Here is a 24,806-nt window from a genome sequence, read left to right as displayed (position 1 = left end):
TATGCGCCCACTTTTTTCACTTAGTCGGTTTCATTAAGCATGTTAGATATCGTCCTTTATCAGCCAGAAATTCCACCTAATACCGGAAATATCATTCGTTTATGTGCCAATAGCGGTTTTACTCTGCACCTAATTGAACCACTTGGTTTTGATTGGGATGATAAGCGCGTTCGTCGCGCTGGCCTTGATTATCACGAGTTTGCGCATGTTAAACGACATGCTGATTTAGATGCATACCTTGAAGATGCTAAGCCTAACAGAGTATTCGCTTGCACAACCAAGGGCAAAGCCTTTCACAGTGACGTGCAATACAAAAAAGGTGATGCGTTATTATTCGGACCAGAAACCCGTGGTTTACCCAATGAGGTTATCGAAGCCTTACCGCCAGAGCAGCGTGTGCGTATTCCAATGCTGCCAGATAGTCGCAGTATGAACTTATCCAACGCGGTGTCAGTGTTTGTGTATGAAAGTTGGCGCCAGTTTGGTTACGAAGGGGCACGCTAGTTACCAATCTAGCTGCTATCGTTGCTAATATAGTGACTAATAAAAAGGCTGCAAATGCAGCCTTTTTAAATTGTGAATCACGCTTCTTGTTTCAAGTCTCGTCCGAGTAAGGCTAATGCTGCCTCTTTGGGTGATTTGCCATGATAAAGCACCGCATAAATTTGCTCGCAAATAGGCATTTCAACGCCAACCTTTTCAGATAACACATGAACCTCTTCGGTGTTGCGATATCCTTCTACCACTTGGCCAATTTCTTCAATGGCAACCTCAACACTTTTACCTTGGCCTAACGCCAAACCAAAACGTCGATTTCGCGACTGGTTGTCGGTACAAGTGAGCACCAAATCGCCCAGTCCGGCCATACCCATAAACGTTTTAGGGTTGGCTCCAAGCTTTACACCAAGACGCGTTAACTCTGCCAATCCGCGAGTGATCAACGCAGTTCTAGCATTCGCACCGAATCCTAGGCCATCGGCAAGGCCCGCACCTATAGCAATAACGTTTTTAACCGCCCCGCCTAGTTGAACGCCTGTAAAGTCTGAGTTTTTATACACTCTAAATGACTTTGCACAGTGCAACTTTGCGGCAAACTCATCACTTAATGTGTCGTCAGTGGAGGACAACGATATTGCCGTGGGTAATCCAGCCACCATTTCTTTAGCAAAAGTGGGCCCAGATAACACTGCAAGAGGATAGTGTGTGCCAAGTATTTCTTCTGCCACATCGCGCAGCAAACGACCGGTTTTAGGCTCAAGACCTTTTGTCGCCCAGATGATGCGTTGATGTGGTTGTAAAAGCGGCTTTAAGCTTTGCAGCATGGCGCTAAACGCATGGCTGGGCACGACCACTAAGATGTCTTGGCTGGCTGACACCACGTCTTCTAAATTGGCATTAACAGAAAGTGCTTCAGGAAAGGTTGCACCTGGCAAGTATCGCGAATTTTCACGACGTTCAGCCATTTCAGCAATGTGCTTTTCGTCCCGCCCCCATAAAAGAGTGGGGTTACCGTTTCGCGCTAAACAAAAAGCAAGGGCGGTACCGTAAGATCCCGCCCCCAATACTGAAACCGAATTCGACTTCATGTTCACGTGTTTCATGTTCACCTAATTAGGCGTCCATTTTTGGCGCTTCGCCCTGTGCTTGCTGAGCGCGTTTTTGCATGTAAGCTGCGAAGATTGCGTCGAAGTTTACTGGCGCTAGGTTAAGTGGAGGGAAAGTACCACGGTTAACCAGATTTGAAATAGTTTCACGAGCGTAAGGGAACAGCATGTTCGGGCAGAAAGAGCCTAGCGTGTGTGCTTTCGCTTGATCTGGCATTTCACCAATAGCGAAAATACCTGCTTGCTGAACTTCACATAGGAACGCGGTTTCTTCACCTAGTGACGCAGTTACTGTTACAGAAAGCACCACTTCAAACACGTTCTCTTCTAGCTTATTGGTGCTAGTGTCGATATCAAGTTTAATTTCTGGCTTCCACTCTTTAGTGAAAATAGCCGGTGCATTTGGCGATTCAAAAGAAATGTCTTTTGTGTAGATGCGTTGAATATTGAACTGCGGGCCTTGTTGAGGTTGTGCTGCAGCTGCTTCGCCGTTATTTGTCTGATTCTCGTCAGCCATGGTATTTCCTATTTAATTGTCGTTTTAATTTAATGTAGTGCGTTGCTGTATGCGCTGACGCTTTACGCAAGACCCAACATTGGGTCAAGTTTACTTTGCGCTTCAAGGGCCATCATGTCATCACAGCCACCAACGTGCTGATCGTCGATGAAAATTTGTGGCACTGTCCAACCACCGTTCGCGCGCTCAATCATTTCGTCACGAAGTTCTGGTCTAACATCAATGGGGTATTCAATAAATTCTACACCTTTTTGCGTTAATAACGTTTTTGCGCGATGGCAATAAGGGCAATGCCCTTTGGTGTATAGTTCTACTTTGCTCATAAAGGTTACCTGTTATTTAGAAACGGGAAGGCTGGCGCTTTGCCACGCGTTCATACCGCCTTTCAATACATTCACATTCGCGAAGCCCTCTTTTAGCATCGCATTTGCTGTACCACGAGCCTGATTACCCATAGCGCATACTACGATAATGGGTTTATCTTTACTGTTTTCAAGTTTCTTGAAATTTTTCTCACGCACTTCTTCTGGTTTTAGCTGCCTAGCACCGAGTATGTGTCCGGCCTTAAACTCTTTTGCTGGACGCGTATCTAACACAATGGCGTCGTCTTTGTTCATAAGAAGTGTTGCTTCGTGAGTACTTAACTCTTTAACCGATGATGTCCAAGCACTGATATAGCTAAATATCAGCATGGCAATCAGTGCAACCCAAATACCAGCAAGCACAATATTGTTGCCAGCAAATTCAATTAGTTGATCCATTACCTCTAACCCTGTCTACAGACCATGAAAAGAGAGCAAAGTATATAGAAAAATGGGCGAGAAACCAGTCTACTCTGGCTTACATTGAGCACACTTACAGTGAATAAGCTTAGATGATTGATATTACAACCAAATTGCACTGGGCAACTGTCTTACCCTCAGATACACTGACTCTAGTAATTGCAATTTTCAGATTATAGCGGTTTACGCTAGGGATTATTAAGGCTAATGGCGTTTTTTCGAATACAGCTTCCACTTTTAACGGCGCTAGGTGTTATTGCGCTGATGCTAGTAAGTGGTAGTGTTGTCGCGCAAGACGAGGACCCGTCGGCGCAGCGAGAAAAATTGGCCGAGCTTCAAGCTGAACTACGCGCAAGACAACAAGTTTTGGAAAATAGCAAGGCCAGCGCGCAAGAGCTTGAAGATGTACTAAAAGCGTCAGAGTTAGAGATTGCTAAAGTGGCTAAGGCGCTTGCGCTTACCAAGCAGTCCCTAAACGATGTTGAACAAGAACAGTCACAGTTGCAAGCGGAACAAAGCGAGCTAAAAACGGCCATTCGAAAGCAGCAGTCTCTGCTTTCTAGTCAGTTAAAGAGCGCGTTCATGGCAGGGCACTACGACTATGCCAAAATGTTATTCTACCAAGATGATGCGAGAACCTTTGAGCGTGTTATTACTTACTATCAGTATGTAGCAAAAGCTCGCCAGAAAGAGATTGAAAGTTTTCGAGGAAATGTTGCACGCCTTGAAGAGGTGAATGAAGCGCTCGAAGAAAAAGCATTGGCATTAGTAAATTTACAAAAAGATCAGGAAAACCAGCGTGCCGTATTGATTACGCGTCAAGACGACAGAAAGACAACGCTAAAGAAAATTAATCAAACTATCGCCAGCGAGAATCAAAAGATAGCATCATTACAAGCCGACGAAAAAGCGCTGAAAGATGCCATTGAAGCTGCAAGACTTGCCGCAGAGCGCGCCGCGAGAGAAGCGAAGATTTCGTTAGATGGCTTAGCGAAGCTCAAAGGAAAATTGAAAGCGCCGGTTGATGGACGTATCCGCAATTTGTTCGGTAACCGTCGCCAAGGCCAAGTGCGTTGGAAAGGCATCATTATCGATGGCGCTGAAGGCGACCCGGTTAATAGCATTGCACCGGGCAAGGTACTTTATGCCGACTGGTTGCGCGGTTTTGGTTTAGTTTCAATTATCGATCACGGCGATGGTTATATGAGCGTATATGGCCACAACCAAGCACTCCTCAAACAGGTAGGTGACGAAGTGCGAAGCGGCGAGCGTATTGCGCTGGTCGGGCGAAGCGGTGGGCAAGAATACCCCAATCTTTATTTTGAGATTCGTCACAAAGGTAAAGCATTAAATCCTCGCACTTGGTTTAATTAGCGCGCACTGTGCTGCCAGCCCTATATGCAAACATAACGCTTATCGCCTGTGGGGCACATTTGATACCTGATTATTATTCTCAATAAGTTGAATCTGGCCGAGTAATTGGTATTCTCTAGTAAGGTGACTTAACAAATAACATTGCCATGCGCTAAGGCAAGTTGTTAAGTACAAACAGAAGTGGTGGCTATACGTGTCATTAGGGGCGTATCAGCGTAGGTGTTCGGCCAACTGTTTGATATAAAAATAACGATAAATAAATGGATAATTGTAGATGCGTTTGCGTCTTATAATAACAAGTCTGCTGTGTGTGCTTAGCGGGCTACTTTGCCACGCAGCAATGGCAAAGTCTGACATCATCATTATATTAGACGACCTTGGTTACAGGCCGTCCGACGTCGCTGCTTTCTCTCTTCCTAAAGAAATTACTTTTTCGATATTGCCTCAAACACCACTGGCCAGTGATATCGCCAAACGCGCAGAGCAAGAAGGACGCGCGGTTATGTTACACATGCCCATGCAGTCGCAAAAGGATCTCAATATGGGGCCGCTAGGTCTATCGACTGACATGTATGCTGGTGCGATTACACATACCTTGCGCCGAGCAATCAAAAGTGTGCCTAACGCCATTGGCGTAAACAATCATATGGGCAGCGCATTTACCGGCCAAGAAGAGGCAATGGAAACATTGATGAAAGAGATAAAGCGACAAGGTCTCTTTTTTGTTGATAGTCGCACGACGGTATTAACCAAAGGCGAGCAAGTCGCTTCACGTCTTGGTGTACCAAGCGTCAGTCGCCAGGTATTTCTTGATCACGAACTCAGTGACGAATTTCTACTACGGCAATTCAATCGCATGAAGCGGATTGCCAAGAAAAAAGGGCAAGTGGTGGTGATTGGTCACCCCCATCCACAAACTATTGCATTTCTGCAAAAACATTTACCTGCACTTGAAAGTGAAGGTTTCAACCTCATTTCTGTTGCCGATTACTTCGCACCATCACAGGCATTAGCCGCAACTGGGTTACCGGATTTATCAGCGTCTGCACCTAATGAGTGAGCTTAGTGCTTGTAATTACGGGTTATATCATGGATGTGGTGTGAGACTGAGCTTATTAACGCTAACCGTTTAGTCTATTTTCTTCTCGCTCAGATCAAAATTTAATGTACGATTATTTTTCATTTTGCTGAGTTTGTTATATTATAACGTCTCTGGCGCAATATTCGGTATACGAGTTAATGAATCCAATTGAAGAGAATCCAACAAAACTAGACAAACTTGGCATCTGGGTGTCGAGCTTGTGTGCGTTGCATTGTCTTGCTTTACCCGTGCTAATACCGTTACTTCCACTTATCGGTTCCAGCTTTTTTGCGCAAGTGTGGTTCGAACGCACCATTTTAACGTTTTCAATTCTTGTCGGTGCAGTTGCGTTGTTAAGCGGTGCATTGCGTTATCACGGTAAATTTTATCCGCTAGGGCTGCTATTTAGTGGCGGTGCAATCTATTGGTTTAAAGATATTTTTGGCCATGAGTATGAACCCTTCACCATTGCTATTGGTGCAATGCTAATTGTGGCTGGACATTGGGTGAATATGCGCCTTTGCCGTCAATGTAAATGCTGTAAAAACACCGTTTTTACTGAACACCTCTCAACAGAGTTTAAGTAGACAATGTCCCAATCAACGGGGTAATGCGCTGATTACTCTTCGTTAGATTCTCGGTTCTCGCTATTGGCTTTTAATATTTGTCTGGCTATATCAGGCACATTCGTAAAAATACCTGTTACTCCCCATTTGGCTAACATTAGCATGTCTTTAGGTTCATCGACGGTATAAACGTACACGTTAAACCCTGCATTAAGAACAGTTTCAACAAACGACTTATCAACGGCATCTAATGCAATATTGACAGAGTAGGCGTTTAGCGCGCGAGCACTGGCAGTGCAATCTAGTTCATAACTTGCCGACAGCGCGCCAACTTTAACCTCAGGCCACAGTGCTTTGATTGCTTTTAGCCAGTGATGATTAAATGACGATACCAGTAGGTTACTCACATTGACGTTGCTGGCATTCACCGCTTTTTTTACATCTTCAACCCAGCGTTTTACATCAACTAAGTGCTTTATTTCGATGTTGCACCACTTTGTTGGTGGCACCGTGTTAAGGGTGTCAATAAGAGTTGGTATGCGCTCTCCCTCACCAATATCCAAAGTAGACAATTCGCTGAAGGGGGTCTCAAGTAGGTAGCCTTTAACGTTTGCCCTGCGCATAAGCGTTCTATCGTGAAATACGATAATCCCGCTATCGTGCTGATAAACGTCAAACTCTATACCATCAGCGGCTTGCTCAAAGGCAAGTTTAAACGCTTTTAGCGAGTTCTCGGGTGCTTGTTTACTGGCACCGCGGTGAGCATAAATACGCATAGTCTACCGCCTTAGTCTGAAGCATTATTATGGAGTTTGTGCGTGTTAAGCGTTTCATATACCGACGCTGAAGTAATTAACACACCGCCCACTAACGCACTCATTGTTGGAGTTTCATCAAGTAACAGAATAGCTAAAAACACGCCATACAAAGGTTGCATGCAGGCTATAAGCGAAAAGGTTTTTGCGCGCAAATGACGAAGGCTCGCCGCAATTAATGCATGGGGTAGCGCAGTAAAAACGGTACCCAAAAGTAACAGCATTAACCAAGCATCGGTGGAAGCATTAGTTATACTCTCGCTACCAAAGGGAAGCAAAATAAGTGCGATCACAAGGGTTTGCCACGCCATCGCTTGCGCGCCGCTGTAGTGTTTAAAATGCTTGCGATGTATGAGATTTCGAAATGAGTACAGCACGGCAGATGCAATACCGATAAGCACCCCAAGGGTAACGTCATTTTCCAAAGACGTTTCCGGCACAATTAAATACACACCGAAAATAACCGTTAGTGTTGAGACTATGTCTTGCCAAACAAGGCGTACGCGCTCAAAAAACGGCTCAATCAGCACTGTAATAACAGGGAAGGTAAATAGCGCTATCATGCCCACAGATACCCCTGCATATTGCATGGCGGCAAAGTAGGTGACCCAATGAAGCGCCATTAATACGCCTAATCCCACTGCTACGGTGTAGTCTTTCTTGGAATTAAGCGTAATTCTGTTTTTGGCAAGCTTGAGAAAAGCAAACAACGCAATGCAAGCAAATACAGAGCGTACGAGCGTGATGTCGGCTGCACTTAGTGGCACAAGCTTTGAGAAAAGCGCCGTGCCACCAAGTAAGATCACCGTTAAGTGAAGCGATATTAGGCTTTTTTTAACAGCATCCATAAATTAGCTGTTAGCGTTCTCTGCCGAGTCTTCTTTGGACAGAGCGTCTGCCTCAGTATCATCAGAACCATTGCGCATATTTGCCATTGGGACACCCAGTCTCGTCACCATGCCAGGCGCCATGTCTTCAAACTCAATCATGTCTTTTTCAAAGCACACAACAATGGTTGAGCCAAGTTTGAAACGTCCAAGTTCCGCACCCTTCTCAAGCTTAACGGCCGCTTCACTGTCTTTTTCGTAAGACCAATGCTGTACGTTTTTACCTGCTGGCGGCGTAACCGTTCCAGACCAGACAGTTTCAATGCTTGCAACGATAGTGGCACCTACAAGTACCATGGCCATTTTACCCACTGGCGTATCAAAAAGTGCAACCACACGTTCGTTACGGGCGAAAAGGCCTGGGATGTTTTGCGCAGTCAGTGGATTTACTGAAAACAGTTCGCCTGGCACATAAATCATATCGGTTAGCGTGCCTTCAACAGGCATGTGAATACGGTGGTAATCGCGTGGGGCAAGGTAGATGGTTGCGAACTTACCGTTTTTAAACGGCGCAGCAATTTCAGGTTTGCCGCCTAATAAAGTAGTCAGGCTGAAATCATGACCTTTTGCCTGAAAAATACTGTCGCTGTTAATGTCACCAAACTGGCTTACCGTGCCATCTACAGCATGGATAAGCACATTGTCATTGTCATCAATACTACGCGCATCTGGTTTTAAAGGGCGCGTAAAAAATGCATTAAAGCTGCGGTAATGCGTAGGGTCTTCGTACAGCGCTTCGGTCATATCGACGTTGTACTGTTTAATAAACGTCTTAATAAAAAAGGTGGTAACGCTGCCCATTTCAGCTTCAGCAAGCTTGCCAACAAGACGCGACAGCAAATGCTTTGGGGTGACGTACTGTAAATTAACTTTAAGCCAATCTAACACAAAATATCTCCATTTCTTTTACCCGTGCAATTGTACCTCAACTGAAGAAGCTTCGGGCAACTTTAACATTATGGATATGACAAATTAGCTATAAGCAGCGTGCATTTAGCAAAGAACGCGCTACGCGCCAGGTGGTTGGCTATGGCTAGGGCGTTGCTCTTCCATTGTTGTAAGAATTCTATGGTAACTTTCAAATCGCTCGGCGCTGATTTTACCTTCTTCAACAGCTTCTCTTAGCAAACAGCCAGGGTCGTTAAGGTGCTTACAGTCTCTGAACTTACAGCCGCCAAGATAATCCCTAAACTCTTTGAAACCCCAAGTAATACGCTCGGTAGGAATATGCCACAGGCCAAATTCGCGCACCCCTGGTGAGTCGATTAAATCGCCGCCCGCCGGTAAGTGCAATAGTTTGGCAGCTGTTGTGGTGTGTTGGCCAAGGCCCGAGTTATCAGAAATTTCCCCGGTCAATTCATCAGCGTCAGGTAGCACTTGGTTAATTAAGCTAGATTTTCCTACGCCCGATTGACCAACAAAAACACTGATGTTGTCGTTAAGATAATCGTTTAACGCATCAATGCCTTCGCCCGTTTTACAGCTAGTGAAGAGTACTTCATAGCCTAACGCTTCATACGTTTTTAGTTGGCCCTTAACGGTGTCCCGTTCATCGTCACTTAAAAGCTCCACTTTGTTTAAAACAATAAGTGGAGTAATGCCAATATCTTCACACGCAACCAGGTAACGGTCGATAATATTTAAAGACAGAGAGGGCAGTATGGCGCTTACAACAATAATGCGGTCAATATTGGCAGCAATGGGCTTAATACCGTCGTAATAGTCTGGGCGAGTCAGCACAGAGTGTCTGTCTTTTACAATTTCGATAACGCCACTTACGCCAGACTCCGCATCATCGCCTTTGCTAAAAAGAACCTTGTCACCACATACCACAGAGTCAACAGTACGACGAATGTGGCATCGAGATATAACGCCTTGGGCGTCTTCAACGTCAGCATGTTTACCAAAGCGGCCTGTAACCGTGCCACTTTCAAGTGCACTTTCGTCAAGGTTTACCGCACCTTTCGATGCGTGTTTCTCACGCAAGCGCTTGCTTCTATTTGCCGCAACTTGGCGTTTTTGTCGTTGTGTAAGTTTTGGTTTTTTCGCCACGATTCTTTTCTAGTTCACGTATACTATGTCAATAATACCGTTTGTAGGGCATGGTTGCCATGTCTGTAGCGCAAAGAGGAACACAATGAGTAAACACGATAGCAATCTAGTGTGGATTGACATGGAAATGACCGGGCTTGACCCAGAGACTTGCGTGGTCATGGAAATAGCCACCATAGTGACTGATGCACAGCTGAATATTTTAGCCGAAGGCCCTGTAATTGCGGTGCATCAACCAGACAGTGTATTAGACAATATGGATGAATGGTGCACACGCGTACATGGAGAAAGTGGGTTAACTGACCGCTGTAGAGCAAGCACCGTTAATGAGGCGCAGGCCGCTCAACAGACCATAGCATTTTTGGAGCAATGGGTTGATGCCGGTAAATCACCGCTTTGTGGTAATACAATAGGGCAAGACCGACGCTTTATGGTGAAATACATGCCAGAGCTTGAGGAATACTTTCATTACCGCAGCATCGACGTAAGTACAATTAAAGAACTTACAAAGCGCTGGAAACCAGAAATTCTAGATGGATTTAAAAAGAAAGGCGTGCATTTGGCGCTTGACGATATTCGCGAGTCCATTGAAGAAATGCGCTATTATCGTGAGAAAGTGTTTACGATTTAAGCATTCAAACATCGAGGTGCAAAAAAAGTGGAATTAAAGGTTGCGTTAGTCAAAAATTTTTGTAAAATGCGCACCACTTCAAACGAAGTACCTCTTTTGTTGCGGGAATAGCTCAGTTGGTAGAGCACGACCTTGCCAAGGTCGGGGTCGCGAGTTCGAATCTCGTTTCCCGCTCCAAATTCACTTACTCATGTAAGTAGTCAAAAAGATGCAAAGCATCGACTCTATGCGGGAATAGCTCAGTTGGTAGAGCACGACCTTGCCAAGGTCGGGGTCGCGAGTTCGAATCTCGTTTCCCGCTCCAAATTTTCAAACACCTCAGATAAGCAAAATAATATAGTTGCATCTATGTGACCCCTCGAAGGGCCCGCGACCGAGTGTCGGCCATTGCTTCACAACGAGTTAACGAATCTCGTTTCCCGCTCCAAACCATCAAACACACTTTAAAGAAACCGTCCTTTACTGCGGAACTAATTACTCTGTGCTGTGCTTAATAATGATATTGCATAAGGGACTATTTCATGTGGCTGAACGTATTGTTTTGCACGACAGCATTAATATCGATAATGCTGTTTATGCCGATATCATCTCACGCGTAGACGAACAACATAACGCCGATGAACGCATTCATCGAGCTATATTAAAACCAGCAAGCGTATCGGTGACTTGTCATCTTTTGCTTGCTCTTATTGTTAGCTACTCTGTAAAAAAAATAGTGCAAGACCAATCGAAACCCTTGATAGAACCTATAAAAGCCGTGCTGTGGAGTAAAAGGGAAATTTCAAATACGTTGCCTTTCTCTGGTAAGGCACAAAGTCGAGCTACTGCCACAAGAGATATTAGCAACCAAGTCCCAACTTTAAATGTTGCTGCCAAAGCGAAGGTAAAGTCTAACCAGTCAATTGACGGCGCAAAAAAGGTTGCCAGTGCACCTGTTGAAAATCACTCATCTGAAAGAGAGCTGCCTTTGTCAGGTGCCCTTCCATCTTCTACATCGTCATCTTCGGTGCATAGCATCGACAACATAAAACAAGCCACACAAACCTATATAGACAACTTAAACAGGGAAGCGCTATCTGCATTACCTACTTCTTCTACAGCACCTCAAAGACAAAGAAAGGTATTGCCGTTGACGAGCGATGAACTATTAAGAGCATCGATAGAAATAACGGTCAACTGTGATACGTGGACTGGTCAATTGTTTGCTTCGCTTAGTAAAAATCGAGGTGTAGTACTAGAGGATCGAGATTTTCCAACCATATCAGGTGATGATGTTTTACCGCCTAAAGGCTCAGTGGTTTGTTCCGAATTTGGCAACATAAATCACTACATCAACAAACGCCTCACAAAAGGTAAAGGGCCTGCATCAAACCTGTTTTATTCACTTAGTTGAATGGTTTGTGATTATTTATTCACTTTTGCCTGCACGGGTTTGGTGCTGTTTTTTTAAATCTGAGTGCTGTCATTCCAGTTTATTGCCCCTGCTGTCTTTCTATTTAGGTGCTAAAGCAATCAGGGAGAGGGAGATGCACTACTGCGGTGCTGCACAATTGTTGTGCGATCGAACTGTGTTTGATGGTTTTTTTGAATATTAAATGGATTTTGTTGGGTAATTATGCATAATGCGCTGTTTTTTAGCGGCGTAGACGGCCATTTTTGTCAGTTTGCTAGGCACGTAGTTTGCAAAGTTTGCAGATAATTGCCAAAGAGTACATAAGGTACAGTGAGTAAGTATTGAACACTGCACTTTTATGGCGCAATATAAGTGAATAAAAAATAAACACAAATCCTCCCGCGAAGTCACCAACAAGAGTGATGGGGCATAAAACAAAATGACTTGGAGAAACACACATGGCTTTTGATTTATCGAAGCGAAACAATGTTACCGCGCTTGCGTGCGCTGTAGCATCTGCACTCGCGCTTAATTCGGGCGTGGTAAACGCTCAAGAAGACACCACTGTTGATGAAAAAGACGTTGAGAAAGTGGTTGTCACAGGTTCTCGTGTGGCACAAGACTCTTCTTTAGAAGCGGCAAGCCCAGTATTGGCTATTGGTGCGGGTGATATCAAAACATCTGGTCAAATAGACCTTGGTGCCATGCTTCGTGAATCACCACAGCTTCAAGCTTCATTGCCAGGTTCATTTTCTGCGTTTAACGGAACGCCACTAGGTGCTAGCTTACTTAACCTAAGAAACTTAGGCAGTGAACGTACCCTTGTTATGGAAAATGGACGTCGTCATGTGTCGGGTATTGAAGGTACGGGCTCTGTTGACGTAAACACAATTTCAACCGCGCTAATGCGTAACGTTGAAGTACTTACTGGTGGTGCATCAGCGGTTTACGGTGCAGACGCTGTGACCGGTGTTGTTAACTTCAATATGCGAAGCGGTGCGTCTTTCGACGGCTTAGAAGTTCGCACACAATCTGGTGTAAGCGATGAAATGGACGCCAATGAATTCTTCATCTCATTGGCAAACGGTTTTTCGTCAGATAAAGGCGACTTAGTATTTGCTGTAGAGTATCAAGAGACAAGCCCTGTTTTTGCGCGTGATAGAGATTTTGCAGGCTCGGGCCTTTACACTCAAGTCGCTAATACCTCGGCAACGCAAACTGCTTTTGGTATCGATTCTCGCTTTGCTAACACATGGGTACCTGATTATCGTCTTCCTATTTCTAGTGATCGCGGCGTGATCTCGTTGACCGGGAGTGCGTTTTTCGACGTGCTAGATTCTGGCGGTGCAGCGGGTTGTGCAACACTTGGGTCTGCGATGATCCCTGCTTGTCAAGTTATCGGTGAAAATGGACTAAGAGCCTATAACCCAGGTGATGTGTATATTGGCCCGTTTGACGCAAGTGGCGGTGACGGTGTTCCAGGAAGCCCAGACAGTGAACTTATTCTCCCTGAATCAAAACGTATTCTTGTTCAAGCTATCGCAAATTATGAAATTAACGAATACGTGAATTTCTTCATTGATACTAAGTTTGTGCAAAGTGAAACCAAAGAGACCAATCAGGTAAATGGTTTCAATGACGATATTCCTATTTCATTGGATAACCCGTTTATTCCAGCAGAACTGTTGTCACAGATTAATCAGTTAGAGGCTGAAGGTGAAAGCGTAAGTCTAGTGATGTCTCGCGACGTGCTTGATTTCAACGCGACTTCAAATCCAGAAGCTCAGCGTAAAACCTTCAGAGTGGTCACCGGTTTTGACGGGTATATTCCTAATACAGAACTTGAATATGAAGTGTTTTATAACTATGGCCGTACTGATGCTGACATCACTAGCCGTCAACGTATAGAAGACCGTTATTTTGCAGCTATTGATGCCGTTATCGACCCTGCTACGGGTAATGCGGTATGTCGTTCTGACCTAGATAGCAGTGCACTACCACCAACATCTCCATTCCCAACGGTAAATGGCAACTTCGGCTTCTTAACGTTCCAGCCAGGTGATGGTTCGTGTGTACCAGTTAACCTATTTGGTAAAGACTCTATCAGCGTAGAAGCGGCAAACTTCATCTTCCAACCGGGTACAGACCAAAACGATATTGTGCAGGAGAACTTCCTTGCCGTGGTTTCTGGCACATCTGCCGACTTGTTTGAGCTACCTGCAGGCCCAATTGCCTTTGCTGTTGGTTATGAATGGCGCAGAGAATCAAGCGAATTTACGCCAAATACGTTTTCAGCTCTTGGCCTGACATTTGGTGAGTTGGACTCTCGAGCAGGCCCAACCAATCCATCTGATGGTGAGTACGACGTATCTGAGTACTTTATGGAAGCGACTATTCCTTTACTAGAAGGAATGGAGTTTGCAGAAAGACTTGAGCTTCGCGCAGCTTACAGAAGCTCAGACTACGACCCCTATGGCACTCATGACGCATGGACTGTTGGTTCTATGTGGTCGCCGGTAGAAACATTCAGTGTTCGCGCTACCTATTCAGAAGCGGTACGTGTTCCAAACATTAATGAGGCGTTTGCTCCAACATTTGCGGCAACCTTGGGTGCAGGTGATGACCCTTGTAACCAAAACTTTATTGGTGCAGGTTCTGAATTCCGTGAAGCAAACTGTATTGCACTAATTGGTGATGCAGTGGCTGACGGCAGCTATGATTCAACCAACTTCCTATCAGCATTCGTTGCAGGTACGACAGGTGGTAACCCAGATTTGGACCCAGAAGAAGCTGAGACGCTAACAGTGGGTACGGTTTGGAGACCAGATGGTGAGTTTGACGGCTTGTTTGACGGCCTTGTAGTGACGCTAGATTACTACAACATTCAAATCGATGGTCTTATTGATAGCCTGACAGGTTTTGATATTGCATCTAACTGTGTTGATGCGCCAACCATCAACAACCAATTCTGTGATGCGGTAGACAGGGATGCAAGTAACGGCTTCATTACTAACTTCCGTTCAGGCTTTATCAACCTAGCAGCTGTAGAAACGTCAGGTATTGATTTCCGCGTTGACTATGGCTTTGACTTAGCAAAAGTTGCCGAAACTGATGGCAGAATTGAGTTTAGTATCAATGGTACTAACTTCTTGAAGAACGATGAAGTACGTGACGTAAGTGCACCAGACGAAGTGACAGATGTACTTGGTACGTTTACGCGTCCTGAGTGGATTGTTAACATGAACGTAGATTACCTAATTGGTGATTTCGTTATTGGCTGGCGTGGACGTTACGAAGGTGATCAGTTACTTCCTGGTCTAGAAAACCAAGATATTGAGAACAACCCTGACTTCATTAGTCAAACGCATACTGGTTCTGCAGTGGTGCATGACTTCTCACTATCTTATAACTTCAAAGATAACCTAGAAGTTTATGGTGGTATTAACAACGCGTTCGAAGAAGACCCGTACTTAGGTACCCTTTCTCGCCCGGCTGGTCCGCGCGGAAGGTTCTACTTCGTTGGTGTTAACTACACCATGTAACAGCAACAAGTGAAAATTAAAGCCCGACACGAGTCACCTCGTGTCGGGCTTTTTGTTTTATGCAGCCTTCATTTTAAGCTTTCTATTGGTAGCAAAGTGCGCATTCTTTGTTGCAACGTACTCACGTAACGATTATGTTAATAGCTATATAACTGGTCTAACCAGATTAAGCTAGCTTTCTTTAATACAGATAAAGCATTAATTCATTTCTTGGGGCTTTTAAAAAGTCAGCGTGAACACGATGTCAAAAAACTATGTACTAAACACCTACAACAAATTTATTAAGCTGCCTTTTGGCAAAAAGCTGTTTAGTTGGTATTCCGCGCGCCGTGCGCCGTATTTTGGAACCGTATCGCCAATTATTACCGATATTAAGCCCAACTTTTGTGAAGTACACATTAAAAAACGTAGAGCAGTAGAAAATCATATTGGTACTGTTCATGTTATAGCGATATGTAACGGTCTAGAGATGGCGATGGGGTTTATGTGTGAAGCGTCAATTCCTAAGCATTTACGTTGGATCCCAAAAGGAATGGAAGTGAAGTATCCCGCTAAAGCTGATTCTGATATTCGTTGCGTCGCTGAAGTACCGGATGATGCTTGGAAGCCAGGTGATCTCCCTATTTCAGTTAAAGCATACAATGCATCAGGTACTGTGGTGGTTGAAGGCACCATAACCGTATGGGTGAGCGAAAAGCGTAAGTAATCAAAAATGAAAAAAGAAGGCCGCTTAAGCGGCCTTTTTCTTGAGGATAAATACGTCGGTTTTATTAAGTTTTTACGATGGTTGCTTTTCTGTTTGACAGTTTTTCAAAACACAACTAAGAATAACGAGTGAAGCGATTAAGGCGCTAGATCAGAAGTCTATTTCATTACATTACATATTCGTTGTGGAAGAGGTTAAGATGTCAGTGATCACTAAAGAACAAGTTACAAGAAAGCCCTTTGCAGACAAAAAGAATTATCCTTACGGGTTTGCTCGCTCTGGAGACTTTTCGATAAACGAAGCAAAGATGTTGCAAACCCATGGCAGTTTATTTGCCGCACTCGTTGACGGAAAAATAACGCCAGAGACTGATGAGGAGCAACAGTACTTGGAGTCGGCCCTTGGTCATCGCGAGCCAGCAACGCCTCAAGAAAAAGCATGGCTTAAGTATCAAGCGCGCATCAATCGCCCTAAAACGGCCAGCATTTATGGTTCAAAACGAGCGGCAGCAGAAGATGTTGACGATGACGACGATATAAGCGATAACAGTGACCTAGATATCGATCTTGACGATTAACCATCCTTACACCAAGTATATCTTCTCCTTGTTGTTAACTTGGTGTAAATAATTATCCTAATATTTGTCAAATTTACACTTAAGTCGAAATATTTATCCTAATTATTGCGAATATTGGGATATATATCTCACTTTTGCGTAATTTAGTGTTTTATCTTCCTATTACCTTAGTTATAGTCGGGGCATCGTCAACGTACGCTGACAAACCCCAACCCATTACAGGAGAAAGCACTGTGAAAATGATGTCGGGCGCAGCCATGGTGGTAGAAGCGCTAAAAGATGTAGGAGTGACACACTTGTTCGGTTACCCAGGTGGTGCCGTACTAGACATTTATGATGCGTTGTTCGCACAAGAAGATGTCAAACATGTCCTCGTGCGTCATGAACAGGCAGCCGCCCATATGGCGGATGGTTATGCACGTTCAACTGGCAAAACCGGCACAGTGCTCGTCACATCAGGTCCAGGCGCGACTAATACCATTACCGGTATTGCTACTGCGTACATGGACTCTATTCCGATGGTTATTCTATCGGGACAAGTGCCGTCAATGCACATCGGTGAAGATGCATTCCAAGAAACTGACATGGTGGGGTGCTCGCGTCCTATCGTAAAACACAGTTTCTTAGTAAAGCGGGCGGTGGATATTCCTGAAGCAATTGCCAAGGCATATTACATTGCAAATACCGGTCGTCCGGGACCAGTTGTTGTTGATTTACCAAAAGACATTGTAAACGTGGCTGAGGAACATCCGTATGTCTTCCCAAGCGACGTGACTATGCGTTCATACAACCCAACCGAAAAGGGCCACCCCAAGCAAATTAAGAAAGCGGTTGAGTCGTTACTTAAAGCAGAGCGCCCAGTACTTTACGTGGGTGGTGGTGCAGTAGCATGCGACGCGTCTGAAAAAGTGATTGAATTGGCTGAGAAGTTAAATGCTCCCGTAACCTGTACTCTTATGGGGCTAGGTGCAATGCCAGGCACGCATAAACAGTTTATTGGTATGTTGGGTATGCACGGTACGCTTGAAGCCAACAAAACCATGCACAATTCAGACTGCATTATTGCATTGGGCGCGCGATTTGACGATCGTGTGACGAACAATGTCGACAAGTTCTGCCCGCACGCTGATATTATTCATGTTGACATAGACCCCGCGTCTATTTCGAAAACCGTAAACGCGCACATTCCCGTGGTGGGGTCGGTAGATAAAGTACTTGATCAAATTCTCGGTCAAGTAAACAAGAAAGACTTGTCTGGTCAGAAAGACAAATTAGCTGATTGGTGGCAGCAAATTGAAACATGGCGCATACGTCAGTGCTTGAACTACCATCAGGGTGAAGAAGTAATCAAACCGCAGCGCGTTATCGAAGCTTTGTACAAGCACACCGATGGTAAAGCGTACGTAAGTTCTGATGTAGGCCAGCACCAAATGTTTGCTGCCCTTTATTATAAATATGACAAGCCTCGCCAGTGGATTAACTCAGGTGGTTTAGGCACGATGGGCTTTGGTTTGCCCGCTGCAATGGGCGTTCAGTTTGCGCACCCTAATTCAACGTCAGTGGTAGTAACAGGCGACGGCAGTATTCAAATGAATATTCAAGAACTGTCCACCTGTTTGCAGTACAACCTACCCATTAAGATTATTTCGTTGAACAACCGTGCTTTGGGCATGGTGCGTCAATGGCAAGATATGATTTACAAGGGCCGTCACTCACATTCTTATATGGATTCAATGCCCGATTTTGTGAAGTTGGCAGAGGCTTATGGTCATATAGGTATCAAAGTCGATAAACTCGACGAGTTAGATGCGGCTATGGAGAAATGTTTCAGTTACACAGATCGCCTAGTGTTCATGGACATTGCAGTAGACCAAAACGAACACGTATATCCAATGCAAATTAAGTACGGCGCAATGGATGACATGCGCTTGAGCAAGACGGAGCGAACCTGATGAAACGTATTATTTCAGTATTAATGGAAAACGCCCCTGGCGCACTTTCACGAATTGTAGGTGTATTTTCGCAGCGCGGTTACAACGTCGACTCGCTTTGTGTGGCGCCAACGGATGATGCGAGTTTGTCGCGTCTTACCATCATCACACATGGTGATGATAAAGTTATTGAGCAGATCACGAAGCAAGTGAACAAGCTTATTGATGTGCTTAAGGTGGTAGATTTAACTGAAGGTGCACACATTGAGCGCGAGCTAATGCTTATTAAAGTAGCGACGCGTACAGAGGCGGTACGCGCTGAAGTGAAACGCAACACTGATATTTTTCGCGCGCGCATTGTTGATGTGAACGCAAACAACTACACCATTGAAATTACAGGCACCACGGATAAGCTCGATGCTTTTGCAACCACTATGGGGCAATGCGCTGAAATTATTGAGTCTTCTCGAACTGGTGTATGTGGCCTAGCCCGTGGTGATAGAGCGCTTCGTCCTTAAGCGCAAATCCGTAATAACAAAAAAGGGCGTTTACGCCCTTTTTTGCTTTTTAGAGAATGCTTTGCACCTCGCTAAGCGTTCTCCTGTTTCAGTTAGTGTTTCCAATTACAATTATTCAAACGTGCCTTTTACAATGGCTTTACCCTGGGCCACAACGTGCTTGCCTTTCGCAATAACATGAACAATATCTAAGGTTGTCTTGTTGCATAGCACGATGTCTGCATCGCTATTTGGCTTTAGTTTTCCTTTTTGGTGAAGTTTCAGCATACGCGCAGGTGTTGTACTGACCACTTGAATGGCGTTTTCAAGAGAAACATTGTGCTCCAAAACGAGCGCTTTGAACGCGTCGAATAAACTCCCGACTTTACCAACTTCCAAGCCCACTAACATGCCATTATCATCAAAGACGGGCAAACTCGCGTTACCATCTGAGCTCATACTTAAATGCCGTGCAGTAACGCCGTTTGTTAGGCAATACGCTATGGCATCAGCAGCCGGAATTTCGCCTTCTTCAATAAACTGTTCATTGGTGCTTGTGGTCATATCAATAACACCGCCACTGCGCGTCCAGGCAATGCCGGCCTCTAGCAAACCTTGATTTCTGTTGATGTGAGTGGGATAAAACTGGCTTGCGGGTATGTCGGTATTGTTAATCACATCGTGTAAAAGTGAAAGTTGACGTTTCCCATCACCGGTATGGATATAAACAATTCCCGCCTTACCCGAAATCATACCGCCAGTGCGCGCTTGCGCCGCTACTTCGGCAAGTGCCTGCACCGTAGGTTCGGCAGCTCTGTGATCGGCAATCGCCACTTCACCTACACCAATCATGGCATCAATAAGCACTATATCGTCGGTAACACTACCAGTAATCGTACGAGCAGGTAAGTGATACGAACCGGTGTAACAATACGCACTAATACCCTCAATATTCAGTCCTTTTGCTTTAGCAACAAGGTCAGGCAAAGTGCGAGTGGTGGCATCGGTGCCTAATGCACCAATCACCGTTGTTACACCATGTAATGTTGCTTCAGTTAACGACATTTGCGGGGTACGGGTATGAAAACCTCCCTCACCGCCACCACCAGAGATATGGACCAAGCTATCCACTAAGCCAGGCAGCGCAATAAGATTGCTCCCATCAATAACGTTTACAAGCGAAGAGGTAAGCGAGATGTCAGGTGCAATATGGGCAATCGCATTGTTGGCGATAAGAATATCAACACTTCCTTGTGGAGACGGCGCATAACATTCTACATTTTGAATTAGCGTGAGCATTTAAGAGAAACCTATTAGAACGGCGGTGATAACAGTGAGTGACGCGAGCAAAAAAAGGCATGCGCAAAATTTAGCGATAAATTTTACCCATGTCGTCCAGCTAACACCAGCTACGCCTAAGCAGCCAATAAGCGAAGCTGAGGTAGGAATAATAAGGTTGGTTAAGCCATCGCCCAATTGAAATGCCAGTACAGCAACTTGACGGGTCACGCCAACCAAGTCGGATAACGGTGCCATAAGCGGCATGGTAATGGCGGCTTGCCCTGAGCCTGAAGCAATGAAGAAGTTAAAGATACTTTGAAATACCAGCATTAACCAAGCACTCATGACTGACCCTGTATGCGCCAGCGTGCTACCAGTATGATGCAGCAATGTGTTGAGTACCGAAGGCGTGGTGACATCGTCGCCACCTAACACCAGCACAATCCCTTTTGCCATACCCACAATTAACGCCGCTGGCAGTAATGATTGGGCACCACTTACAAAGGCGGCACTAATATCGTTCATTCGCATACGACCGCCAAACCACGCAATAGCGCCCACAATAATGCCCATACAGAAAAATTGTGAAGCAATTTGTGGAATGTAATAAGCGTGTAAAATAACCCCCCACATAACCCAAATAATGCAGGCAAAAAACGCAACAAGGATGATCTTATCTACTGTACTAAATGATGTTTTCGCATCATCAGGTTGCACAACGTTTTCATTCGGTATGGTGTTAGAGTGTGGGTGTTCACTCGCGAGTTTATTTGTATTTACTACTTTTAGTTGCTTCGCGTAGTGCAGGGTGAATAATAGCCCAACTACAGTAAATATGGCCCACGTTGCAATGCGAAACCCTTGCCCTGACATCAAAGGTACGTCAGCGATGCCTTGTGCAATGGCGACAGAGAATGGATTCATCCAACTGGTAGCAAAACCTATCTGGGTAGCGACATAGGTAACGAGTACGGCCATAATGCCGTTATAGCCCATTGCAGTCATTAAGGGTACCAGAACGATACAAAAGGCAATGGCTTCCTCACCCATACCAAACACTGCGCCGCCTAATGAGAACAATAAAAATAGTGCCGGTAGCAGTAAATTGTCGGCGTGCTGATAACGATTTATCAGTGCCATTATGCCGTTATTGATAGCCCCTGTTTGCATAACAATGCCAAAGGCGCCACCAACAATAAGAATAAAAGCAATAACGCCTACCGCTGCACCCCACTTATCGCCCGACACCATACCATCAAAGGCATAGTTAGCGATCCCCGTTGTATTGCCAGAACCGTCGAACAACACAAATCCGTGATGTGTCTCACTATAAGTAAAACTATCGGCATCTAATACCGTTTTTACGTCGCCAGAGGATGTGACAATGTCTTTTGTATCAAATGAGCCTGCAGGCACAAGCCAAGAAACAAGACCTGCAATCAAAATAACAAAAAACAAGATGACAAATGCGTCTGGCATACGCGATGTTGAAGGTGAATGTTGCAACCTTACCTCCGAGAATGAAAGAGGGCGTTACGCCCCCTTGGTGTCACTTATTGAAAATAGTAGCTAAACGCAAGCGTGTAGCGCGTACCAAATGGGTCGTGGTTATATGCATCAAAGCCTCTTCCAGAACCATATGCAGTTGGTGCATCGCGGTCAAATAGGTTGTCCACAGTTAATCGAATGTCGGCGTTGTCAAAGTAATAACCTGCACTAAGCGTTACCGTTGTCCAACTGCTGACATCTCGTTCTTGGTTTTCTTCGGTAATCGCACCAATATCTATTAGCTCGTCGATTTCGCGACCTCGCAAGCGGATAATGTCATCATCGTAGCTGCCAGTATAGAAGACGTAAGCACCGACATACCAGTCTTCTTCAACATAGAAAAGCTCGGCGGTTGCAACGGTTTCAGGGTACAAGAATGTGCCGGCGAGTGACTCTATTTGATCTGAGCCCGGTCTGTTGCGATCGTAAGTAAGATAGTGGGTACCAGATAACCCCAGCTCTAAGGTGCCGCGAGACATGTTAATGTCGTGCGTAACGTTCCAGTCAATACCTTCAAGTTCCTGAGTACCAGTGTTATCTAGCAATAAGATATGGTCTCTGAATAAAGGGAGTTCTGCAAAGCGCGGGTCATCAAAGGCCACCCAGGCATCTAGAATCTCAGTAAGGTTTGCACCGTCATCCTCTATGGTGTTTCCTTGGCTGTCAGTGACCAAACATAAATCTTCTAGATATGAGATGCCAATTTCACCTTCGTCTAGTACACCACAATGGCGCAGTGACGCGTCGGTAATGGCTTCGTTGAGCACGCCTGTCATGTTGGTATCGACAATATCTTCGTGATCGAATGTCCAGTAATCTACTGTGATATGCGTATTATCAGTAGGGCTGTAGGCAAAACCAAACGAGTACGTCTCAGATTCTTCAGCGCGCAGAGCAGGATTGCCTAACTCAAGTACGTTATTCCCGCGCACCGTACCTTGACCTTCGCAATATAAGTCAGCGACTGCGCTATTAACGCTACAGTCAAACGAGGCACGGGTAGTTCGCAGCTGTACGCCAGCTTGGGTTAGTGAAGGTGCTCTAAATGCAGTAGACCAAGAGCCTCGCAGCACAAGGTTATCAAGTGGTCGATATGTAAAGCCCACTTTGGGATTGAAGGTACTGCCAAAGTCATTGTAATCGTCAAAACGTCCCGCAAGGCTAATATCGAACTTGTCAGAAACAGGCATAAATACTTCGGTAAAAATACCCATCTGGTTTCTATCGGCAGCAGATGCACTTGAACCAAAACCAAAGACGTCGACAAGAAAATCATTTTCCGCACGGGCTTGAGAGTCAAGGGAAGGCATATCGGTAATTTCTTCGCGTCTAAACTCAACACCTGCTGCAAGTAAAACGGCGTTGCCATTGAATTGAGCAATCTCTCCGTTGATTTTAGCATCAACACCAAATACTTCGCTGGTACCATCGCGCGTCGGACGTGCTTGAGTAAGGCCTAAAATAGCGTCGTTTTGGGCGTCACCCACTAAGAATGGGTTGTACGCAGAAAGTAAGTTACTGCCCGCACAGCTTAAGCTGTCATCATCACTGTTGTATTGGGCAATGTTGCCATTGTCACACAATTCGCCGTGGGCGGCTGCTGTATACAAATAACGGTTGTAGATACCTTGCGTGGCAACTTGTTCTGATTCACTGCGAGAATACAGTGCACCGGCTTCCCATTCCCAGTCACCAAAATATCCTAGTACTGAGGTCACCAAACGGATGGCATCTGTCTCGATTTCAACGGTGCGCGGCGACGAGAAGCGTGCGTCGTATTGGAAACCCTCGAGTTCACGACCGGCCACCGTATCAAAAGGGTCGACATAAAGGTTATCAAGAATGCTATTTCGCGTTGTCTCGTCCAACACATCAAGGGCGTCCACACCTATCCACGCGCCTTCTTCGTCATCAACTTGGTTGATAGGTGCTGGTGTAGAAAACGACGTTGATTTGGTATGTGAAGCCAGCAAGTCTGTACGCCAGGTTAGATTGTCACCTTGATAGGTATAGGTGAAGCCACCAGAAAGGGTCTCAAGTGGCGTTTCAAAATAGTCATCTTCATTAGCGTAGTAAGCACATATTTCTTCGCCAAACTCTGTAATGGTTAACTCGTCAGCACAATTAGGTGCTGGCATCTCGTTACCGTCCCTGGCGCTGTTGAAGTAAATGTTGGGTTGGCCTTTCGCAAGATATGAATAGCTACTTTGCAAAATAGGCTCGCGGGTCTGCGAAAAGTCTGCTGCGCGAATTGCTTTTCTGTCGTAGTAATCGACAAAGGCAGTGAGGTTGCTGTTTTCAAAGTTCTTGCCCCACAACATTTGAAAATTCAGTGCGCCGTGATCGTTGCTGTTCGTGGTGTTTTCGTAGTTGGTAGAAAGCTCAAGGCCCTCGTAATCGTCTTTGAGAATATAGTTGATAACGCCTGCCACAGCGTCTGCGCCGTAAATCGCCGAGGCACCTGTAGCAAGAATTTCAACACGCTCTACCGCTGATGCTGGAATGCTGTTGATATCAACAAAGTTCTCTGTGCCTGCGGCGAATGAACTGGCTGCGATACGACGTCCATTCACTAACGTCAGTGTGGATGACGGACCTATTCCGCGCAACGACGCAGCGGCTTGCCCTGGTGGGGTTGATGTAGATGTTGCGCCACTTTGTGTTGTATCAAATGTGCCTACGCCACCGCGAGCTTGAGTCACCGTACGCATAAGCTCTGAAATGGTTGATGCGCCTGTGCGAGCAATATCATCTGAAGTCAAAACGGTGAGTGGTTGCGCACCCTCCATATTGGCACCGCGAATATTACTACCGGTCACCTGAATGCGTTCAACGGTCTCGTCTTCATTGACGGGGTCTTGAGCGAACGCCGCACCAGCAATACAAAAAGATAGGTAGCTGAGCGTGCCAACAGACACACTAATTCTGTGAAGTAACGTCGATTTTTTCATTATTGTAATTCCCATAACGCACACGGTCTAATGCCGCTTTACGCGCGATTCAACACTTGATTAAAGAGAAA

The 24,806-nt window shown here is 45.3% G+C and carries 22 protein-coding genes and 2 tRNA genes; 13 read left to right on the top strand and 11 right to left on the bottom strand.

Annotation, left to right across the window (positions count from 1 at the left end):
* Positions 1-39 precede the first annotated feature (39 nt).
* Positions 40-504, top strand: a complete 465-nt coding sequence (trmL, locus tag LHL20_RS10975; RefSeq protein WP_202263334.1) for a tRNA (uridine(34)/cytosine(34)/5-carboxymethylaminomethyluridine(34)-2'-O)-methyltransferase TrmL — start codon at positions 40-42, stop codon at positions 502-504.
* Positions 505-581: 77 nt separating this feature from the next.
* Here the strand turns inward: trmL and gpsA are convergent, their stop codons facing one another.
* From gpsA to LHL20_RS10955, 4 genes are all read right to left on the bottom strand, one after another.
* On the bottom strand, positions 582-1,601 hold the full coding sequence (gene gpsA / locus LHL20_RS10970) for an NAD(P)H-dependent glycerol-3-phosphate dehydrogenase (protein WP_226433344.1): 1,020 nt from the start codon (positions 1,599-1,601) through the stop codon (positions 582-584).
* A gap of 10 nt (positions 1,602-1,611) precedes the next feature.
* Positions 1,612-2,121: a protein-export chaperone SecB gene (secB, locus tag LHL20_RS10965; RefSeq protein ID WP_159627319.1), complete on the bottom strand. Its 510-nt coding sequence runs from the start codon at positions 2,119-2,121 to the stop codon at positions 1,612-1,614.
* A 62-nt stretch (positions 2,122-2,183) separates the two neighbouring features.
* Positions 2,184-2,444 carry a glutaredoxin 3 gene (gene grxC, locus LHL20_RS10960; protein WP_226433343.1) on the bottom strand — a complete coding sequence of 87 codons (261 nt, stop codon included), beginning with the start codon at positions 2,442-2,444 and terminating at the stop codon, positions 2,184-2,186.
* 12 nt (positions 2,445-2,456) lie between these two features.
* Entirely contained in the window at positions 2,457-2,882 is a 426-nt protein-coding gene (locus LHL20_RS10955; RefSeq protein ID WP_159627317.1) for a rhodanese-like domain-containing protein, read from the bottom strand.
* 285 nt (positions 2,883-3,167) lie between these two features.
* Here LHL20_RS10955 and LHL20_RS10950 point away from each other — a divergent pair, with 285 nt between their 5' ends.
* The 3 genes from LHL20_RS10950 to LHL20_RS10940 all read left to right on the top strand — a co-directional run bounded on the left by LHL20_RS10950 (position 3,168) and on the right by LHL20_RS10940 (position 5,945).
* Positions 3,168-4,277 carry a murein hydrolase activator EnvC family protein gene (locus tag LHL20_RS10950; RefSeq protein ID WP_413228895.1) on the top strand — a complete coding sequence of 370 codons (1,110 nt, stop codon included), beginning with the start codon at positions 3,168-3,170 and terminating at the stop codon, positions 4,275-4,277.
* A gap of 274 nt (positions 4,278-4,551) precedes the next feature.
* Entirely contained in the window at positions 4,552-5,337 is a 786-nt protein-coding gene (locus LHL20_RS10945; protein ID WP_226433341.1) for a divergent polysaccharide deacetylase family protein, read from the top strand.
* 179 nt (positions 5,338-5,516) lie between these two features.
* A complete protein-coding gene (locus LHL20_RS10940) occupies positions 5,517-5,945 on the top strand; it encodes a MerC domain-containing protein (protein WP_159627314.1) in 429 nt (142 codons plus the stop codon).
* A gap of 32 nt (positions 5,946-5,977) precedes the next feature.
* Here the strand turns inward: LHL20_RS10940 and LHL20_RS10935 are convergent, their stop codons facing one another.
* From LHL20_RS10935 to rsgA, 4 genes are all read right to left on the bottom strand, one after another.
* A complete protein-coding gene (locus LHL20_RS10935) occupies positions 5,978-6,700 on the bottom strand; it encodes a glycerophosphodiester phosphodiesterase (RefSeq protein ID WP_226433340.1) in 723 nt (240 codons plus the stop codon).
* 11 nt (positions 6,701-6,711) lie between these two features.
* Positions 6,712-7,587, bottom strand: a complete 876-nt coding sequence (locus tag LHL20_RS10930; RefSeq protein ID WP_226433339.1) for a DMT family transporter — start codon at positions 7,585-7,587, stop codon at positions 6,712-6,714.
* 3 nt (positions 7,588-7,590) lie between these two features.
* The gene (asd, locus tag LHL20_RS10925) at positions 7,591-8,514 is read right to left on the bottom strand and encodes an archaetidylserine decarboxylase (RefSeq protein WP_226433338.1); all 924 of its coding nucleotides are present in this window, start codon (positions 8,512-8,514) and stop codon (positions 7,591-7,593) included.
* 120 nt (positions 8,515-8,634) lie between these two features.
* On the bottom strand, positions 8,635-9,678 hold the full coding sequence (rsgA, locus tag LHL20_RS10920) for a small ribosomal subunit biogenesis GTPase RsgA (protein ID WP_226433337.1): 1,044 nt from the start codon (positions 9,676-9,678) through the stop codon (positions 8,635-8,637).
* 85 nt (positions 9,679-9,763) lie between these two features.
* Between rsgA and orn the strand changes: the two genes are divergently transcribed.
* The 9 genes from orn (at position 9,764) to ilvN (ending at position 18,976) form a co-directional block, all read left to right on the top strand.
* Complete coding sequence (gene orn, locus LHL20_RS10915) at positions 9,764-10,309, top strand: oligoribonuclease (protein WP_159627310.1); 546 nt, start codon at positions 9,764-9,766, stop codon at positions 10,307-10,309.
* Positions 10,310-10,410: 101 nt separating this feature from the next.
* Positions 10,411-10,486: transfer RNA gene (locus LHL20_RS10910), tRNA-Gly, on the top strand.
* 51 nt (positions 10,487-10,537) lie between these two features.
* Positions 10,538-10,613 (top strand) — tRNA-Gly (locus tag LHL20_RS10905).
* Positions 10,614-10,832: 219 nt separating this feature from the next.
* Entirely contained in the window at positions 10,833-11,702 is an 870-nt protein-coding gene (locus LHL20_RS10900; RefSeq protein WP_226433336.1) for a hypothetical protein, read from the top strand.
* A gap of 458 nt (positions 11,703-12,160) precedes the next feature.
* Positions 12,161-15,244, top strand: a complete 3,084-nt coding sequence (locus LHL20_RS10895; RefSeq protein ID WP_226433335.1) for a TonB-dependent receptor domain-containing protein — start codon at positions 12,161-12,163, stop codon at positions 15,242-15,244.
* 241 nt (positions 15,245-15,485) lie between these two features.
* A complete protein-coding gene (locus LHL20_RS10890; protein ID WP_159627307.1) occupies positions 15,486-15,950 on the top strand; it encodes a hotdog fold domain-containing protein in 465 nt (154 codons plus the stop codon).
* Between the two features lie 199 nt (positions 15,951-16,149).
* A complete protein-coding gene (gene maoP, locus LHL20_RS10885) occupies positions 16,150-16,527 on the top strand; it encodes a DUF413 domain-containing protein (RefSeq protein WP_201283986.1) in 378 nt (125 codons plus the stop codon).
* A gap of 233 nt (positions 16,528-16,760) precedes the next feature.
* Positions 16,761-18,479, top strand: a complete 1,719-nt coding sequence (locus LHL20_RS10880; protein WP_226433334.1) for an acetolactate synthase 3 large subunit — start codon at positions 16,761-16,763, stop codon at positions 18,477-18,479.
* Positions 18,479-18,976 carry an acetolactate synthase small subunit gene (gene ilvN, locus LHL20_RS10875; protein WP_159627304.1) on the top strand — a complete coding sequence of 166 codons (498 nt, stop codon included), beginning with the start codon at positions 18,479-18,481 and terminating at the stop codon, positions 18,974-18,976. Before LHL20_RS10880 ends, ilvN begins: the two co-directional genes overlap by 1 nt.
* Before the next feature lie 111 nt (positions 18,977-19,087).
* Here ilvN and iadA read toward each other — a convergent pair whose 3' ends face one another.
* The 3 genes from iadA to LHL20_RS10860 form a co-directional block, all read right to left on the bottom strand.
* Positions 19,088-20,254, bottom strand: a complete 1,167-nt coding sequence (iadA, locus tag LHL20_RS10870) for a beta-aspartyl-peptidase (RefSeq protein WP_226433333.1) — start codon at positions 20,252-20,254, stop codon at positions 19,088-19,090.
* A complete protein-coding gene (gene yfcC, locus LHL20_RS10865; RefSeq protein ID WP_226433361.1) occupies positions 20,255-21,715 on the bottom strand; it encodes a putative basic amino acid antiporter YfcC in 1,461 nt (486 codons plus the stop codon).
* Between the two features lie 74 nt (positions 21,716-21,789).
* The gene (locus tag LHL20_RS10860; RefSeq protein WP_226433332.1) at positions 21,790-24,735 is read right to left on the bottom strand and encodes a TonB-dependent receptor domain-containing protein; all 2,946 of its coding nucleotides are present in this window, start codon (positions 24,733-24,735) and stop codon (positions 21,790-21,792) included.
* Positions 24,736-24,806: the final 71 nt, after the last annotated feature.

The organism is Alteromonas sp. McT4-15 (assembly GCF_020515205.1).
Lineage (GTDB): Bacteria > Pseudomonadota > Gammaproteobacteria > Enterobacterales > Alteromonadaceae > Alteromonas.
This window is presented reverse-complemented; position numbering and strand designations above follow the sequence as displayed.